General features: G+C 59.4%; 18 protein-coding genes. 8 read left to right on the top strand and 10 right to left on the bottom strand.

Translation table 11 applies throughout. From position 1 onward, the window contains the following. Positions 1-106 precede the first annotated feature (106 nt). The gene (locus HMPREF2692_RS02815; protein ID WP_062043721.1) at positions 107-376 is read left to right on the top strand and encodes a hypothetical protein; all 270 of its coding nucleotides are present in this window, start codon (positions 107-109) and stop codon (positions 374-376) included. On the opposite strand, the gene dnaG is transcribed toward HMPREF2692_RS02815, so the two are convergent. Then, the gene (gene dnaG / locus HMPREF2692_RS02810; protein WP_070822683.1) at positions 373-2,313 is read right to left on the bottom strand and encodes a DNA primase; all 1,941 of its coding nucleotides are present in this window, start codon (positions 2,311-2,313) and stop codon (positions 373-375) included. The genes HMPREF2692_RS02815 and dnaG overlap by 4 nt on opposite strands. A gap of 225 nt (positions 2,314-2,538) precedes the next feature. Here dnaG and HMPREF2692_RS02805 point away from each other — a divergent pair, with 225 nt between their 5' ends. From HMPREF2692_RS02805 to HMPREF2692_RS02790, 4 genes are all read left to right on the top strand, one after another. Beyond that, positions 2,539-3,015 (top strand): guanyl-specific ribonuclease, encoded by a 477-nt coding sequence (locus tag HMPREF2692_RS02805; RefSeq protein WP_062043717.1) that lies wholly within the window; start codon positions 2,539-2,541, stop codon positions 3,013-3,015. Beyond that, positions 3,005-3,253 (top strand): hypothetical protein, encoded by a 249-nt coding sequence (locus tag HMPREF2692_RS02800; RefSeq protein WP_061923951.1) that lies wholly within the window; start codon positions 3,005-3,007, stop codon positions 3,251-3,253. Before HMPREF2692_RS02805 ends, HMPREF2692_RS02800 begins: the two co-directional genes overlap by 11 nt. A 298-nt stretch (positions 3,254-3,551) precedes the next feature. Continuing rightward, on the top strand, positions 3,552-3,770 hold the full coding sequence (locus tag HMPREF2692_RS02795; RefSeq protein ID WP_070455935.1) for a hypothetical protein: 219 nt from the start codon (positions 3,552-3,554) through the stop codon (positions 3,768-3,770). Beyond that, a complete protein-coding gene (locus tag HMPREF2692_RS02790; protein WP_061923954.1) occupies positions 3,763-4,509 on the top strand; it encodes a hypothetical protein in 747 nt (248 codons plus the stop codon). Before HMPREF2692_RS02795 ends, HMPREF2692_RS02790 begins: the two co-directional genes overlap by 8 nt. A 473-nt stretch (positions 4,510-4,982) precedes the next feature. Here HMPREF2692_RS02790 and HMPREF2692_RS02780 read toward each other — a convergent pair whose 3' ends face one another. Both HMPREF2692_RS02780 and HMPREF2692_RS02775 read right to left on the bottom strand, forming a co-directional pair. Continuing rightward, complete coding sequence (locus tag HMPREF2692_RS02780) at positions 4,983-6,275, bottom strand: deoxyguanosinetriphosphate triphosphohydrolase (protein WP_070433047.1); 1,293 nt, start codon at positions 6,273-6,275, stop codon at positions 4,983-4,985. A 386-nt stretch (positions 6,276-6,661) separates the two neighbouring features. Beyond that, positions 6,662-7,240 carry a YdcF family protein gene (locus HMPREF2692_RS02775; RefSeq protein ID WP_070822681.1) on the bottom strand — a complete coding sequence of 193 codons (579 nt, stop codon included), beginning with the start codon at positions 7,238-7,240 and terminating at the stop codon, positions 6,662-6,664. A gap of 99 nt (positions 7,241-7,339) precedes the next feature. Here HMPREF2692_RS02775 and HMPREF2692_RS02770 point away from each other — a divergent pair, with 99 nt between their 5' ends. Further along, a complete protein-coding gene (locus HMPREF2692_RS02770; RefSeq protein ID WP_070822679.1) occupies positions 7,340-9,376 on the top strand; it encodes a TPM domain-containing protein in 2,037 nt (678 codons plus the stop codon). Between the two features lie 12 nt (positions 9,377-9,388). On the opposite strand, the gene HMPREF2692_RS02765 is transcribed toward HMPREF2692_RS02770, so the two are convergent. The 3 genes from HMPREF2692_RS02765 to HMPREF2692_RS02755 are packed head-to-tail and all read right to left on the bottom strand — an operon-like array spanning position 9,389 to position 11,799. Then, positions 9,389-9,862: a hypothetical protein gene (locus HMPREF2692_RS02765; RefSeq protein WP_070822677.1), complete on the bottom strand. Its 474-nt coding sequence runs from the start codon at positions 9,860-9,862 to the stop codon at positions 9,389-9,391. A gap of 16 nt (positions 9,863-9,878) precedes the next feature. Further along, on the bottom strand, positions 9,879-10,394 hold the full coding sequence (locus tag HMPREF2692_RS02760) for a hypothetical protein (RefSeq protein ID WP_070822675.1): 516 nt from the start codon (positions 10,392-10,394) through the stop codon (positions 9,879-9,881). Positions 10,395-10,419: 25 nt separating this feature from the next. Continuing rightward, positions 10,420-11,799, bottom strand: a complete 1,380-nt coding sequence (locus HMPREF2692_RS02755) for a glycine--tRNA ligase (protein ID WP_061923975.1) — start codon at positions 11,797-11,799, stop codon at positions 10,420-10,422. Between the two features lie 180 nt (positions 11,800-11,979). Here HMPREF2692_RS02755 and HMPREF2692_RS02750 point away from each other — a divergent pair, with 180 nt between their 5' ends. After that, positions 11,980-12,282, top strand: a complete 303-nt coding sequence (locus tag HMPREF2692_RS02750; protein WP_061923978.1) for an ArsR/SmtB family transcription factor — start codon at positions 11,980-11,982, stop codon at positions 12,280-12,282. 33 nt (positions 12,283-12,315) lie between these two features. Further along, positions 12,316-12,732, top strand: a complete 417-nt coding sequence (locus HMPREF2692_RS02745) for a Fur family transcriptional regulator (RefSeq protein WP_061923981.1) — start codon at positions 12,316-12,318, stop codon at positions 12,730-12,732. Positions 12,733-12,759: 27 nt separating this feature from the next. Here HMPREF2692_RS02745 and HMPREF2692_RS02740 read toward each other — a convergent pair whose 3' ends face one another. From HMPREF2692_RS02740 to HMPREF2692_RS02725, 4 genes are all read right to left on the bottom strand, one after another. Next, complete coding sequence (locus HMPREF2692_RS02740) at positions 12,760-13,512, bottom strand: isoprenyl transferase (protein ID WP_082778635.1); 753 nt, start codon at positions 13,510-13,512, stop codon at positions 12,760-12,762. A gap of 10 nt (positions 13,513-13,522) precedes the next feature. Then, positions 13,523-14,242 (bottom strand): DNA repair protein RecO, encoded by a 720-nt coding sequence (gene recO / locus HMPREF2692_RS02735; RefSeq protein WP_070433042.1) that lies wholly within the window; start codon positions 14,240-14,242, stop codon positions 13,523-13,525. 24 nt (positions 14,243-14,266) lie between these two features. Further along, on the bottom strand, positions 14,267-15,256 hold the full coding sequence (era, locus tag HMPREF2692_RS02730; RefSeq protein ID WP_070455932.1) for a GTPase Era: 990 nt from the start codon (positions 15,254-15,256) through the stop codon (positions 14,267-14,269). A 188-nt stretch (positions 15,257-15,444) separates the two neighbouring features. Next, entirely contained in the window at positions 15,445-16,338 is an 894-nt protein-coding gene (locus tag HMPREF2692_RS02725; RefSeq protein ID WP_061923990.1) for an endonuclease domain-containing protein, read from the bottom strand. Between the last annotated feature and the right edge of the window lie 61 nt (positions 16,339-16,399).

Raw genomic sequence — 16,399 nt, 5'->3', positions numbered from 1 at the left:
AATAAATTTCATCAATGAGGGTACCCACCACTACACCACCGATACAGGTAGGCTGGGTGAGGTTATTAGCGTTAAATCACTACCTGAAGGGTGAGATACTCCAACCATGATCCAGTTCGTAGTAGGCGCCGCCGCAGGTTATGTCTTTGGTACCAAGGCCGGCCGCAAGCGTTATCACCAGATCAAGGGCGCGTACGAAAAAGCGATCAACTCCCCCGTCACCAAGAACGCAGTAAACGCCACCCGCAAGGCAGTGGCAAACAAGCTCGATCCAGAACCCCGCATGAAAGAGGTAAAGGATCTAAGCCGCGGCCGCCGCATCAAAGGAAACCAGCTAGACGGCCACGACCGTATCTACGAGCCCGACGAAGACTAATTAGGCTGCGGCCCACGGAATGCCCTGTCATTGAGCTCGCGGCGGGCCTGCTCAAGGGCGACGAGATCGGCGAAGAGCGAGTTATAGGCTTGCTCGTCGTCGGAGGGGCGCATGCGACCTAGTTGGGCCTTGATTTGGGCTACTTGGTCGCCCACGCGGGCTTCCTGGAGGCGGGAAAGCACGCTGTCAGCATAAACCTCCCAAGCCTTGGGATCGGACTCATCGCCCACCTTGATGGGTTCCACGGCAAGCTCACTGACAAAGTTGCGCGCAGTGAGATCGAGCATCTCCCCTGCCACAGCGGCGATCCATTCCACGCTGGGCAGGTTGGCGCCGGCAGCAACGCCACCGACAGTAGAGATTGCCTCGCGGATGATGCGGTAAGACTCGTTCGAGTACGCATCGGCGGTAATCCCGTCGAAGTAAGAACCGGCAAGGCCCGGGTACTGCAAGGCCAGCTTTAGGGCCTCCCGCTGCGGCCACAGGTGGGTCTCACGGGGGCTTGGCACGTGGAAGACCGGAGTGTTCTGTTGTGCGGGAGCGGGCGTGCCGGCTTTGATCGGGGCGTCGGCAAGCCGTGCCTTCTTGTCCTTTTTCTTAGGCCGGCGAGCCTCCTGCTGGACCTGCTGCAGGACTTCCTCCGGGTTGGGCCAACCCACCCAGCCAGCTAGGCGGCGGGCGTACTCACGCTGCAGCGGGGCGTCGCGAATCTGTGCCACCACGGGCACCGCACGACGCAATGCTTGCAGACGCCCCTCTGCGGTATCGATGCGGTATTCGCTAAGCACCGACTGGATGACGAACTCGAACATCGGGATGCGGTCCGCGATGAGCTCACGCACCGCGGCGTCGCCCTTGGCCAGGCGCAGATCGCAAGGGTCCATGCCCTCAGGGGCCACGGAAACGAAGGACTGACCAGTAAAAGATTGCTCGCCCTGGAAGGCGCGCATCGCGGCTTTCTGCCCCGCCTCATCACCGTCGAAGGTGTAGATGAGCTCGCCGTTGAAGTAGGAATCATCCAGCATCAACCTGCGCAGGACCTGCAGGTGATCGCCGCCGAACGCGGTGCCACAGCTGGCCACGGCGGTCTTCACGCCCGCGGCATACATCGCCATGACGTCGGTGTAGCCCTCCACCACCACCGCCTGGTGTGCTTCCGCGATGTTGCGCTTGGCCAAATCCAGGCCGAAGAGCACCTTGGACTTGTGGTAGAGCATGGTCTCAGGCGTGTTCATGTACTTGCCCAGGTTGTCATCCTCAAAAAGCTTGCGCGCGCCAAAGCCGATGACGTTGCCCGAAAGGTCCTTGATGGGCCACAGCAGGCGCCGATGAAAGCGGTCAATAGGCCCGCGCTTGCCCATCTTGGAAATGCCGGCAGCCTCTAGCTCCTCAAAGGAAAAGCCCATGCGAAGAAGGTGCTTGGTGGCAGTGTCCCACCCCTCCGGGGCATAACCGCACTCGAAGTCATAGATGATCTCGCGGCCAAAGCCACGGTCGAGTAGGAACTCGCGCGCCTTGGCTGCTTGCGGGGTCTCTAGCTGCTCTCGGTAGAACTGGTGGGCTGCCTTGTTCGCCGCGATAAGGCGCTGCCGAGTGCCAGGTTTTTCGTTGCGATTGCCGGTGCTGCCGCCTTGGTAATTGATGTGGTAGCCAATCTTTTGAGCCACCGCCTCGACTGCTTCGGGGAAAGAGACCTGCTCCATTTCCATCAGGAAGCTAAAAACATCGCCACCCTTGCCCGTGGAAAAGCAGTGATAATAACCGCGTTGCGGGCGCACGTGGAAGGAAGGCGTTTTCTCTTCCTTGAAGGGCGACAGCCCCTTCAAAGAGTCATAACCCGCAGGTTTGAGCTGTACATACTCGCCCACGATTTCTTCCAAAGGCGCGCGTTCACGGATTGCTTGGATGTCGCTCTCCGGAATTCTGCCTTGTGCCATGCGCTAAAGACTACCCCGCTTATGGGTTGCTGGCTTGCCTTGGGGTGCAGATACAGTTGCCCAACAACTACAGATGGAAAAGCCGCTGGAAAGGACAGAAATTTACCCACCCTTGGGGTAGACAAAAAGCGGCAAAAGCCAAACCTGGAAAATGCAGAAGGTCCGAGTGTTTTCCCAGTGCTAGCTAGATTTTCATTGCAGGAAAATCCCTGCAAAGATGGGGGTATGGCCAATCCCCCCTCCTCCAAGAAGAAGCCCTTAGCCGTCCTCGGCAGCTTGCTCTTAGTCGCAGCCGCTGGCTACTTCGGAATCGACCTTGGCGGTGATTCTGGTAGCTCGCAGTCCACGAGTTCAACTGCAAGCTCCGCTTCATCATCCAACGCCGCAAATTTCTCCGGGCACTACGCCTCGTGCGCGATGGATACCCTGCCCGAGGAAGCAGAAGAAACGGCCGAGGATATCTTGGCGGGCGGCCCCTACGACCATCCGGATAATGACAACAAGCGTTTTGGAAACTACGAGGGCGTACTGCCCAAAGAGTCCAAGAACTACTACCGCGAATACACCGTGGATTCGCCCGGCCTAAACCACCGCGGCGCCAAGCGCATCGTCACCGGCGGCGGCAGCGAAACCGACCCCGATGTCTGGTACTACACCGACGATCACTACGAATCCTTCTGCGAGATCCCCGATGCTGAATAATCTCTCCAAAGTTCTAATCACTCAGCCGCTTGAAAGCCGCGCAGATCTGTATTCCGCACTCGGCACCATCCGTGGCTGCAATACCTGCACTGCCCCGCACAACCTCGACGACTTGGCGGACTTCCTGCGCGAGCACAAAGTGGAAACCATCGTGTCCTCAGCATGGAAGCTGTCCACCACTGACACCGCGGCGGTTCTCGAGGTGCTCGGGGACAACGGCGTTCGTCTCTTCCGCTGATCTTCTTGCACTGGGAGCTCCAAGTTCACCTGCCCATACCAGTCAAAGCGCAGTAAGTAGTAAGACTTCCAACCAAAACTCTAACCTCACTCTTCAGTCAACAGGGGTGCCGTGTCTACGTCTCATTTCTGCAAATAAAAAGAAAATGCGATGGCCCAGAATACGCGGTTAAAATGTAGTTTTATCTGGAATCGCAGCTCGGATTTTCGAATGGACTTAGATTTGTTCGAATTCATCAACTCACAATGTCTACCCCCACATGTAGATTGCGAGATAATCAAATTAGAGGAGGTACACCATGTCATTGACCATCAGTCGAACAAACAATTCAGAATTGCAAACTCGTAGAAAAATGCTCACTCATCAGCTCGTGGATAAGTACTCTTCTATAGAGGGACAACCAATCACTCGACGCGATCTGCGAGACCTAGCCTCCATGGGATGTCTCACTCTTGAAGAGCGTGAGCTTTATGATGAGCTTCGCCGTGTCGAAATGATGCTCGACCTCGATGAGTGAATACCCACACCCGAGAATCTTCGGGGAGGACGCAGCACGAGATTTTGCGGACGAAGTACATTCAACGATCAAAGCTGCACTACCTGTTTCAGACAACGATTTAGATGCCGATTTCATACTCAATGAAAGCAACGGCATCTTCGTTTTGTCGGTATTAGCACCGCTCTACTACGGACGGAAAACAACCTCAGCAGAAAAGCGAGTCGAATCAGAACGCAGCGATCTTTATGCCCTAGTTGTGGAATACAAACTCACGCAGGATCGCGATTCGAAGTTCTTAACCGTCAGGAACAGCGCATTCGAGATTCGTGTTCACACTCAATCTGCAATTAAATTTGAATACGAACGTGAGAAAGAGCGCGCACCAGCAGCACATATCCATTTTTCTGGGATCGGCGGCTTGTTGAGCCCTGCGCTAATGAAAAACGGCAAGACAAAGAAAAATGACCCTCGCAAAGACGGAAATCTGAAGGCTCTCCACATTCCTGTCGGCGGTCATCGGTTTCGGCCTTCACTCGAAGACTTCTTGTATTTCACGATTGAAGAGTGCGGCTTTCAGAGAAATGAAGGTTGGGAGAAGGCTCTGAAACTTTCGCGCAATTCATGGTTTGATATTCAGCTACAAGCTGCCGTTCGAGATAACCCTGCAGTGGCGATGAAGGCCCTTCAAGAGCTTGGATTTAAGGTGTCTCCTCCAGAGTCAGGGTGCCCAGCGCCACGGAGACATTCCAGCTGGTAACTGTAACGATGAGCATGATAGTCAATTTGTCAGCTCCTCGTTCTACGCCGTTGGCGGTTTCTCTTCGCCTCGTCCACAATCTCTCCGTGTAAGGACAAGAAAAGTCTTCAGCTGCGGGACTTTCGCGCACTATTTAGCAACCTGAATGGTGCGCGAAACTTGACAATTCGATTTTCGGAATCGATGTCGGCATGGCGCTGCGGTCTGGCTCCCACTCCATAGAACTCATGGAAGCCAAGGAACAGATAAAAGCCAACCATACGCTCCACCCCGATTCCTGGTATCTCTCAGCGACGAGCTGGATCGCTTACAGATTCAATGACTTTCCATTGCGCTGGGTTGCTTTCCACGAACCGGGCGTTCCCATAATGTCGGAACAAAACGAGGTTTGGGGAGTCCCTCTCTTAACGCTGAATCCGTCTAAGAAGCTGCATAGAGATTGGATTATGGATTGAGGTATCGGCCACGCACTATTACCCCATAAACCCAGAAAACTCCGCGGTCTGGCGCGCTAGCCGCTCCAAACGGGACTCGGTCATCGAGGCGATCTGATCCACAATGACCCGCTGGCGCTCGGCATCCGATTCAGCGCGGTTGTACCACAGGCGGAACATCGGGTCGAGGGCGCCCGGTGCGCCGGCGGAAAGATAATCAAAAACGCGGTAGATGCGCTCTCGCTGGCGATCCTGACGCGCCAAGTGCACCGGCTCATCCATCACGTAGAGCACCGCGATGGTCTTCAAAAGCTTGACCTCATTTGCCGCGCGCGCTGGCACGGCAAGGTTGCCCTGCTGGCGCCCCAAAACCAGCTCCGGGCCATTGGCCTCGCGGGTGGCTTGCACCGTGGCACCAACGTAGCGGCCCACTAGCTCCGAAGTCATCTTTTTCAGCGTGGTATAGGCGCGCAGCGAGGAATCAAACTCGCTGACTTGCTGGATGACGGGCAGGGCACGCAGGGAATCCGCGGCGTCGAGAAGCTCGTCCGCACTGCCACCGAAAGCTTTGGCGCCTTTCTCCGCGAGGGCAGCCAGCTCCACCAAGTCCCAGAGCACGGCGAGGGAAACGCGACCAGAAACGATGCCATCCTCGACGTCGTGGACGGAGTAGGCAATGTCATCGGACCAATCCATCGCCTGTGCCTCCATCGAGGGGCGGGAGTCTTCGTGTCTTTCGCGCAGCCAGGCCAAGATGTGGGCGTCCTCGTCGTAGCAACCATACTTGCGGTTCACGCTGCCATCCGGATTGGTTTTGGTCCGCGGGTACTTGCATGCCGCGTCCAATGCGGCGCGCGTGAGGTTCAGCCCAAAAGAATTGTCCTCCGCATCGACCACCTTCGGCTCCAGGCGGGTAAGGATGCGCAGGGTCTGCGCGTTACCTTCGAAGCCGCCGCAGATATCCGCTACCTCGTTGAGTGCGTTCTCACCGTTGTGGCCATACGGCGGGTGCCCGATGTCATGGGTCAGGCCGGCCATGTCGCACAGGTCTGGGTCAAGCCCCAGCCCAGAGCCGATACCGCGGGCAATCTGGCCCACCTCGAGCGAGTGGGTCAACCGCGTGCGGGGCGTATCGCCGTCGTGGGGGCCAACCACCTGCGTCTTGTCAGCGAGGCGTCGCAAAGCAGCAGAGTGCAGGACGCGGGCGCGGTCGCGGGCGAAGGCGCCACGGTGATCCGCGTCAGCCGGGCCAGACTTGCTTTTAAAAACCGAGCCCTTGGGGCTCTCGTCGAAGAGGCGGGCGGCGTCGTGCGGGGTATAGGAATAGCTCACATAGTGCAGTGTAGGCGCAACGAGCTTGTACTTTTCTGATTCTGGTAGGGGTGTCTGGCTGCCATTGCAATGCAAAAGCTCCTGCCCCAGCCTCCCTTTTACGGGAAACCTTGGGCAGGAGCTCTAACTATGTCCGAGCTTACTTGCTGGACAAAGCGCTGGAAAGCTTGTCAGCGAAGGAGAAAGGCAGGTTAACCAGTGCCTGCAGGGTGTCTGCTACGAGGTTGAAGACGTTGTTGATGATGTCAAACATAGATTTTCCTTTCGATAGGGGGAGCTTTCACTAACCACGCTAGCGAGCAAGAAGTGGTTTTGCCACCAAAATCAACTGAGAATTTCCTGCGATAGCTGGCAAAACACTCAAAAATAGCCGCTGACAAGGCGCTTTATCTCCCGGTTTTATTGCGAATTTCTTCGTGTCGGGCGCGTCGCGTCGGGCGGATGAGCGCCTCGATGCGGTGTAGACCGCTGCGCAGATGCTCAGCTAGCTCCTCCCCTAGTACCTTCCGCGCGCCGAAGACCACCAGGCCGCCCAACTCGTGGGCCAAATAGCGCCACCACGGCGGCGCGAAGGTGGGCGTGGGATAGCCGGCTGCACCGACCACCCGTGCCGCAAACCCCTCGTCGCGGGCGATTAGCCAGGCACGCAAGCGGTGTAGCGGGTCGGTCACGATGATGACGCGCTCGAAGCCATGCCTGCGGCGGATAGCGCGCAGGGATTCCACGGTGTCGTTGCCCTCCGGCACGGGCAACACAGTGGCGTGGCCACTAAGGTACTTGGCGCCGACTTCTGCCTCGGTGAAGCGATCCCCGGGCAACTTGCCGCCGACGGTAACGATGGGCACGCCCGGTATAGCAACCGCAATGCGGCGGGCCTCGTCGAGGCGCGCCTGCAGGATGCGCGAGGGCCTGCCATCGTATTGAGCCGCACCGAGCACGATGATTGCCTGCGCTTCAGACTCCATCAGATTAAATTTCTGGGCAATCTTTTCCCGGAATTTCCGTGCTTTCCTGCAGCAGCTAACGCGTCTCATTTGCACTAGCCTAACGGTATTCTGGTGGGCATGACTTCTTCTGCGCGTATCGGTTCAGCCGCCCTAGCGGCACTCATCGTAGGGCTATCGCAGCCTACTGCTTTTGCAGCAACACCACCCCACAGCAACGCGCCGGCGGTGCTAGCGCAGGCTGCCCCCTCAAGCATTACTTCTAAGGTCACTGACAACTCTGGGGTGCTCTCCGCTGAGGAAAAAGACCAGCTGGAAGATGAAATCAAGACGCTGCAGAAGAACGAGGGCCTAGTGCTCTACGTAGTCTTTGAAAAGACTCTGTCTGGCTCCGCGGAAGACTTCGCGCAGCAATTCGTCACCTCCAAGGGCCCGAACTCCGCCATTTATGTTGTCTCCGTCGAAGACCGCAAGGTCGGCGTGCAAACGGGTGGGGCCTGGCCAAAAAGTCGGCTGAATGCCATGTATGAAGCCGCTTCAGCACGCCTGGCAGACGATGACTTCGGCGGTTCTGCTTTGGAGTTAGTCGCAGCTGCCTCGGGCCGCGGGAAGGGTTCTTCAAGTTCTAGCTCCGCTGATTCTGGTTCAGGTGCCGGCTGGCTAGCCGGCGGTGCCGGTGCCCTGGCGCTGGCCGGCGGCGGCATATGGTTGGCAGGCCGCCGCAAGACCAAGAAAGATTCCGCGGAGACGCTCAAGTCAGCGCGCGCCATCGAGCCGGGCGATACGAACTCGCTGAATAAGCTCGATACCGCGACGCTCGAATCCTTGGCGCGCGAGGAGCTGGTCTCTACCGATGAGTCTATTCGCCGCGGCAAGGAGGAGCTCGACATCGCCACCGCCGAGTTCGGCCCCGAGCGCACGCGTCCTTTCACCCGCGCGATGAACCACTCCACCTCCACCTTGCAGAAGGCCTTTGCTATGCAGCGCCGGCTTGACGACGCCGCGCCAGAATCCGAGGCCGAGCGCCGCCAGATGCTCATCGAGATCGTCTCCTCGTGTGGCCAGGCCGATGATGCCTTGGATGCCCAAGCCGCGGATTTCGCCGCCATGCGCGATCTGCTGATCAACGCCGATTCCAAACTGGACGAACTCACGCGCCGCAGCGTGGACGTGCGCGCCCGCATCCCGCAGGCCCAGCAGATTCTGGCACAACTGCAGCAAGACCACCCGGGCGCGCTGGACTCCATCGCCGATAACCCGCACATGGCAGAAATCTCCGTGGGCGAGGCGGAAAAGCAGCTCGACCGAGGCCGCGAACTCGCCGCGGCACCTGCCGGCCAGCAAGGCGGCCTGGTGGGCCTCATCCGCGAGGCCGAGCACGCCATCGAGGTGGCAGACCGCCTCCTTTCCGGCGTCGAGCACGCCGAGTCCAACCTCGCGGCCGCCAAGACAAATCTCGCCGCGCTCATCGCTGAAGTCCGCGGCGAGGCGGACGAGGCCCGCCAGTTGGAGCAGCAAGGAAAAAAGCTTGGCACTGAGGCCGATTGGCAGGCACTTGCAGACGTAGCCACCCGCGCCGAGGCGGCCGTTACGGAGGCGGAGGCCAGCCAGGCCAGCGACCCACTCGTCCACTACACCGCGCTAACCACCATCGACTCGGAGCTCGACGAGCGCCTCGACGCCGTGCGTGAGGCCACCGCCACCCGTGCCCGCCAGCTCGACTTATACAACCAGCAGATGCACTCCGCGCAGGCCGCAATCCAGGCCGCCGAGGACGTCATCTCCACCCGCGGCCGCGTGGTGGGTGCCACCGCCCGCACCCAGCTTGCCGACGCCAAACGCCTGCACGCCCAAGCCATGCAGCTGAAAAACTCCGATCTGCGCAACGCCATCGACGCCTCCCGCCAAGCCGCTAACGCCGCACAAAATGCGGCGCGAACCGCGCAGCAGGACATCAACTCTTATCAGCGCCGCCAGCAGGTCCAGTCTGCCGGCTCCACCGCGGGAGACATCATCACCGGCATGGTCATCGGCCAGATGCTCGGCGGCGGCCACAGCCATGGTGGCTTTGGCGGTGGTTTCGGCGGCGGATTTGGCGGCGGTTTCGGCGGAAACTCCGGCGGCGGAGGCGGTGGCTTCCGCGGCGGTTCCTTCTAGATCCGCCGGCGCTTAGATCCGCCGGCGCTTCGGGGCGTCGACAAGCGCGCAGCAATAGGTTAAAAACGCGGCGTCGACGTCCGGCACCTGCTGCGGCCGCATATCCGTAATCTCCAGCACGCCCTTGAAAGTGGGGCGAGTGCGGATAATCTCGTTTCCGGAAGCGTCATAAATGCGGCGCTCCCTGCGGAAAGGGTTAGGCCTATCCAGCGTGTACTCACGGCCCATGCACTTGGCCTGCATATGGCTGATTGATACGCCCTGCTGCCCCACGTGCAGAGTCTCACCCGTGGTGGCCGTGCCGCGCACCCAGAAACGCCTGCTGCCGCTGTCGATGGAGTGCTCCAACAAAATGCGCTCCTGCGCCGAAGCCAGCTGGGATTCATTGACGTTCAGCACGTCCGCGCGCACCGTGGCCCATACGGTTCCTTCTTCATCGCGCAGACAATCTTCCGCCCACGTCCAATGCCGGTGTTCTGTACTCACGAGTATCGCTTAATGCCTAGAACACGAAAAGGGAAAGCAGCGCCACCAAGGAGGCAAGCCCCAGCGTGGCAATGACGGGTACCGCCATGCCGCGGGTCTTGGCCTCCAGAATGAGACGGGTAAACCAGCTCAAGGCGATGATCTCGGCGTCGTTTAGCGCGGCCGCCTCGGGCTCCGCGTCGAACTCCAAGATGGCCTTGCGCACGCCGGAATTCTTTGCCGAAAACTGCGCTACCTTGTAGCCGGCGGCGTCTTCAATAATCCAATCGCCGCCGTTTTCATTGATGAAGGAAAACTCGCGGCCAGCCGCATCCGCCTCTAGGCGCTTGGCGCGGCCCAGCGGGCCCTGCAGCGTATAGACGCGGCCATCCACGCGGGCCGTGGCGCCTTCTTTCGGGTCCGCCGCTAGCTGCCAAACCTCGCCGTCAATTTCTGCCTGATCTGCAGAAAAGACGCCGAAGGCCAGGGGCCCATCCTCCTTCAGCAGGACAGGCTTTTGGCTGTCAGTGCGGTCCCAGCTGGTGTATTGCATCGCTACTTTCTTCTTTACTTAGCCTTTAGCAGCCGATGAGGCGGGCGGCCAGGTATGCCTCGAGCTCGTCGAGCTTGACGCGCTCTTGCTCCATGGTGTCGCGCTCGCGGACGGTAACTGCGCCGTCTTCCAGGGAATCGAAATCGTAGGTCACGCAGAAAGGCGTGCCGATTTCATCCTGACGACGGTAGCGGCGGCCGATGGCACCGGAGAGGTCAAAGTCAACGTTCCAGTGTTGGCGCAGCTTGGCAGCCAGCTCGCGGGCTGGGGTGGACAGCTCTTCCTTCTTGGACAACGGCAGAACTGCAACCTTGACCGGGGAAAGGCGGCGGTCCAGGCGCAGGACCACGCGCTTATCGGTGCCGCCCTTGGCGTTTGGCACCTCTTCCTCATCATAAGCATCGACCAAGAAGGCCATCATGGAACGGCCCAGGCCGGCTGCCGGCTCGATGACGTAAGGAACCCAGCGCTCCTCGGTGGTCTGGTCGTAGTAGGACAGGTCCTCGCCGGAGCCCTTCGCGTGAACGGAAAGGTCATAGTCGGTGCGGTTAGCAACGCCCTCGAGCTCGCCCCACTTGGAGCCGGTGAAGCCGAATGCATACTCGACGTCGACAGTGCGCTTGGAGTAGTGGGACAGCTTCTCCTTCGGGTGCTCGTACAGGCGCAGATTCTCTTCCTTGATGCCAAGGTCCACGTACCAGTTGTAGCGGTCATCAATCCAGTACTGGTGCCACTGCTCGTCCTCGCCCGGCTTGACAAAGAACTCCATCTCCATCTGCTCGAACTCGCGGGTGCGGAAGATGAAGTTGCCCGGGGTGATCTCATTACGGAAGGACTTACCAATGTTCGCGATGCCGAAAGGTGGCTTCATGCGCGCGGAAGTCATGACGTTCTTGAAGTTAACGAAGATGCCCTGTGCAGTCTCTGGGCGCAGGTAGTGCAGACCCTGCTCATCATCAACCGGTCCGAGGTAGGTCTTGAGCAGGCCGGAGAATGCCTTCGGCTCGGTCCAGTCACCCGGCTGGCCGGTCTCAGGATCGTTGATGTCTGCCAGGCCGTTTGCAGGCTCGTGGCCGTGCTTTTCCTCGTATGCCTCGAGCAGGTGGTCAGCGCGGTAACGCTTACCGGTGTGGCGGGACTCCACCAGTGGATCGGTGAAGACCTCGACGTGGCCGGAGGAAACCCAGACCTGACGCGGCTGAATGACGGAGGTATCAACACCCACGACGTCCTCGCGGGACTGCACCATGTGGCGCCACCACTGGCGCTTGATGTTTTCCTTTAGTTCCACACCGAGGGGGCCGTAGTCCCACGCAGAGCGCGAACCGCCATAGATCTCACCTGCCTGGTAGACCAATCCGCGGCGCTTGCACAGGCTTACAACGGTATCGATGACGCTTGCCATGGTTAAAAAGACTCCTCTGTTAAGGGACAGCCGTGAACAATGTTCCTAGTCTATCCTGCCTCCTTCCACGCGTGGGCGGAGGGGTGAAAATAAATTTTGTATTTTATACAACACTGTGCAAGATGTGGGGTATCGTACTGTTTCAAGCGATTAACAGAAATTGGATTGAAGGTGATCTGCATGACGCAGCCCTCCACGGCGCTTCACACACTCGACATCGACGCCGCTACCCGCATCATTGGCGCTTTAGATTCACCCCTGCGCATCACCCTGATATTGGCCCTTAACCGCCACGATCACTACGTTCACGAGCTGGTGGCCGCCACCGGCAAATCCCAGCCGCTAATCAGCCAACACCTGCGCGTACTAAAAGATGCCGGAATCGTCGATTCCAAGCGTTCAGGCCGCGAGGTGCGCTACTCGCTGGCCTCTCCCGAGGTGCTTTCCTTGTTGGAGCAGGCTGCAGCACTGTTTAACCGTTAACTTTATTGGAAACTAATTGATAAACTAGCGGTCATGGCTCTCCATGAAAGCATCCCTAAGCTTGGGGCTCGCAACACCAAGCAGCGCACCGCTGTCGTCGAGGTTCTGCGTGAACTAGATAAGTTCGCCTCGGCAAAAGACATTCACCGGGCGTTGCAAGACCGCGAGCACAAAGTAGGCCTGACCACGGTCTACCGCACCCTGCAATCCCTCTCCGATATTGATGCAGTGGACGCGCTTCACATGCCTTCGGGCGAAACGCTCTACCGCCACTGCGAATCCGCTAACCACCACCATCACTTGGTATGCACCAAGTGCGGCCGCACCGAGGAAATCGACGGCGGCCCCATCGAGCAGTGGGCATCCAACGTGGCTGCCGAGCACGACTTTGAGCTAACCGGCCACGATGCCGAAATCTTCGGCATCTGCTCCAATTGCCGCGCGAACTAGGCAGCACCACGTAACAAATAGCTTTAGCTATTTTGTACCGCCGAAACGACGATCCCGCCGCGCGTATTCTTCTACCGCGGCGTACAAGTCCTCCGGAGTGAAATCTGGGAAGAGCTTGTCTTGGTAGATCATCTCCGCGTATGCCGACTGCCACAGCAGGAAGTTCGACGTGCGCTTCTCCCCCGACGGGCGCAGGAATAGATCCACATCCGGCATGGTGGGATCATAAAGCGCAGCGCTTAGCGACGCCTCGTTAATCGCGCTCGGCTTCAACTCACCCTTGGCCACCTGATCGGCGAGCTTGCGAACGCCGTCGACAAGCTCGGCGCGCCCACCGTAGTTCACGCACATCGCCAGCGTCATGCGCGTATTGTCCTTGGTCAGCTCCTGTGCGGTCTCGAGCTCCTTGATGACGGAGCGCCACAGGCGCGGGCGGCGGCCCACCCAGACCACACGCACGCCCTTCTCGTTAAGCCACTCGCGCTGGCGACGCAGCACATCGCGGTTAAACGCCATCAAAAAGCGCACTTCTTCGGGGCTGCGGCGCCAATTTTCCGTGGAAAAGGCATAAGCCGAAAGGTACGGGATGTTCATGGAAAGGCAGGCATCGACGACGTCGAGAAGCACTGCCTCACCACGGCGGTGCCCCTCGGTGCGCTTCATGCCACGCTCCTCGGCCCAACGGCCGTTTCCGTCCATGACCAGCGCAATGTGCTGGGGCAGAAACTCCTGAGGGATGGCAGGCGGGTTTAAAACTCGGTTCGGATCTGGCGTAATCACGCGCCTTATCTTACTGGTCCATGACCCCTAACGCGGTAACCTTGCGTTCCAAATGCCACTGCAGATGCGCGCGGATGAGTTGATGCGCCTCCCCGCGCTGCTCAAAGGTAGGGCTCGTGGGGTGTCCATGCGCAAGCAACCACATGTGATGCAACGTCTCCGGGTCCACCTCGGCGGCGCCTGGCGGGCGGCACTCGTGGCACATCGCGCCGCCAACGGCCGGGTGGAAAGCATGATGCGGGCCGGGCTTCTGGCACTGCGCGCAATCGAAAAGCCCCGGCGCCCAGCCGGCATGCGCCATTGCCTGAAGTAGGAATTGGTCCAGCGTCAGGAGCGGATCGTCGTGCTGCAGGCGCTGCAACGTGGCGACCAAGGCGTTATAAAGGTATGGGTCTTGGTCAGAATCCGCAAAAGCCAGGCGTTCGGCGGATTCAAGTGCGGCGCAGGCGGCGGTATAGCGCTCATAATCTCCGATGATGGCGGCGCCAAAAAAGTCCACGGTGTCGGCCTGCGAAATCGTGTATAGATTCCGGCCGGGATACAGCTGCACATCCAGGTTTACAAAGGGCTGGAGGCGCGAACCAAAACGCGACTTCGCCCTGCGTACGCCCTTGGCAACCGCGCGCACCAAGCCATGGCTGCGGGTAAGCAGCACGATAACGCGGTCGGCCTCGCCGAAGTCATAGCTGCGGATGACCAAGGCGCGGTCGCGAAAATTCTCCCTTGGCATACCTAGATTTTTAAGCCTTGGGTTTTAGAAGCCGAGACGGCCCAGCATCTTCGGGTCAGACTGCCAGTTCTTGAGTACCTTGATGCGCAGGTCAAGGTAGACGTTCTGGCCCAGCAGCTGGATGATCTCCTTGCGGGCGGTGCCCACGATGCGGGTAAAGCGGCGGCCGTCCTTGCCCTCGATGATGCGCTTTTGGCCTGGGCGCTCCAGGTAAAGCACCGCGTGGACGTTCATAACGTCGGGGCGAGTCTCATCGGGCAGCATCTCATCAACCTCGACGGCCACGCTGTGCGGCAGCTCGTCTTTCAAACCAGACAGTGCGGCCTCGCGGATGAGCTCAGCGATGCGCTTTTCCTGCTCTTCGTCGGTGATGTGATCATCGGGGTAGAACTTCGGACCTTCTGGCAGGTGATCGATGATCACCTGGGTCAGCTCATCCAGTTGTACGCGCTGGGTGGCCGAAACCGGGATGACCACGGCGTCGGGGTTCTCCTCGCTGAGCAGCTGGTGCAGCGCCAAAAGCTGCGCGCCGACCTGATCCTTGCTGGCCTTATCCAGCTTGGTCACGATTCCGATGATTGGGGTCTTCGGCGCTACCTTGCGGACGTTTTCCAGAATCCAGCGGTCACCCGGGCCAATCTTTTCATCGGCAGGGATAGTCAGGCCGATAACATCCACATCGGCATAAGTGTCCTTGACTACCTCGTTGAGACGCTCGCCCAGCAGCGTGCGCGGGCGGTGCAGGCCCGGCGTATCCACGACGATAACTTGGGCGTCTTCGCGGTGTACCAAGCCACGGATGGGGTGGCGGGTGGTCTCGGGCTGGTTCGCGGTGATGGCGATCTTCTGCCCCACCAGCGCGTTGGTGAGAGTCGACTTGCCCGTGTTTGGGCGGCCTACGAAGGACACGAAGCCAGAGCGGAAGCCCTGTGGCGTGTCGGTGAATTCTGTATAGTCCAGCGCCTCCCCATCGGCGGGAAGGTTCTCAAAGGCGGCGTCAAAATCGGTACTCATTGCTAGTCATCATAGCCCAGCCGCGTCACAGTAGTACATACGCGTTTGAGGCTGCCCGTGGGCCTCTTCACCGGCGTTCTCGTCTCGCAAATACCCAGGGCTGGAAATGCAGCTTTCTGGTGGATTGCGCGACGTCGGCACGCGTGGCGAAACGCGAACAGGACCTCTGGGTTTCCAGGGCTGGGTATCTATGCCGCGCGCCTCGGGCCCATCGCCAACATTCGGCGCACCGTCGCGACAAACTCCTCCGGCCGGGCGCGCAACTCCTCAGGGCTAAAGCGCAGGACCACATAACCCATGTTGAGCAGCTCCTTCTGGCGGCGGTGCTCCGCGCGAATCGCCTCCACAGGCCTGTCTTGGTATTTGACATCGCCGTCAATTTCAATGAGCAACCAGCCGTCAATTGCCAAGTCAGCGCGGTACTTGCCCACTATGTACTGCGGGCGCACGTTTATGCCCGCACGCAGCAACAACGCGCGGGCGTAGGACTCCCACGGCGACTCAGAATCAACCACGGCCGCGGCCACCACGGCGCGCGCCGTCGCCACGCCCTTGACGCGGCCCAGCGCGCCCAACGTATCCTGCATGCGACGGCGGCCCACCTGTGCACGCACATAATCCGCGGCGACCAGCCCTTCTTCGAAGCCGTGCAGGCGGGCCATGTCAATCGCGGTACGCTCCAGCGAGGTGAGCTTAATGCCGTGGACCGTAGTGGTTTGCCCGTGCAGGCGGGCGGCTTTATAAGCGAAGAAATGCCCCTTGGATTTCTGCGGCACCGAGCCCGAGGGCAGCACTGCTGGGTATTCGGTGGGGCGACTAATGGTGGGAACGCCGTGTATCAGAGCGGCGGGCTTTCCGATCAACACGGCTTTATGCACGGTCCGTGCGTGGATATACACCCGCGCTATGTCGCGTTCCCAGGGTTTGAGCCGGTTCCAGAATTGCTTCGGCAGCGCGAAGCACCAGGCCGCGCGCACGATTTTGCCGTGGTGCAGCTGCAGCCAGCGCGGGTCTTCGTTGGATAGTTGGCGAAGGTCAATAAGGTGGGCGTCGATTGTGTCAAAAAGTAATGCGTTGTCCATGCCTTACTTTTAACCGGCGGTAGGTGCTGGCGCGCGGCAACTGCGGCCAAGATGGTCAAAT

Origin of the sequence: Corynebacterium sp. HMSC036D03, from assembly GCF_001836185.1 — a bacterium.
In the GTDB taxonomy this organism is placed as follows: domain Bacteria; phylum Actinomycetota; class Actinomycetes; order Mycobacteriales; family Mycobacteriaceae; genus Corynebacterium; species Corynebacterium simulans.
Note: the sequence above shows the minus strand (reverse complement) of the source record. Positions and strands in the feature narration are given on the sequence as shown.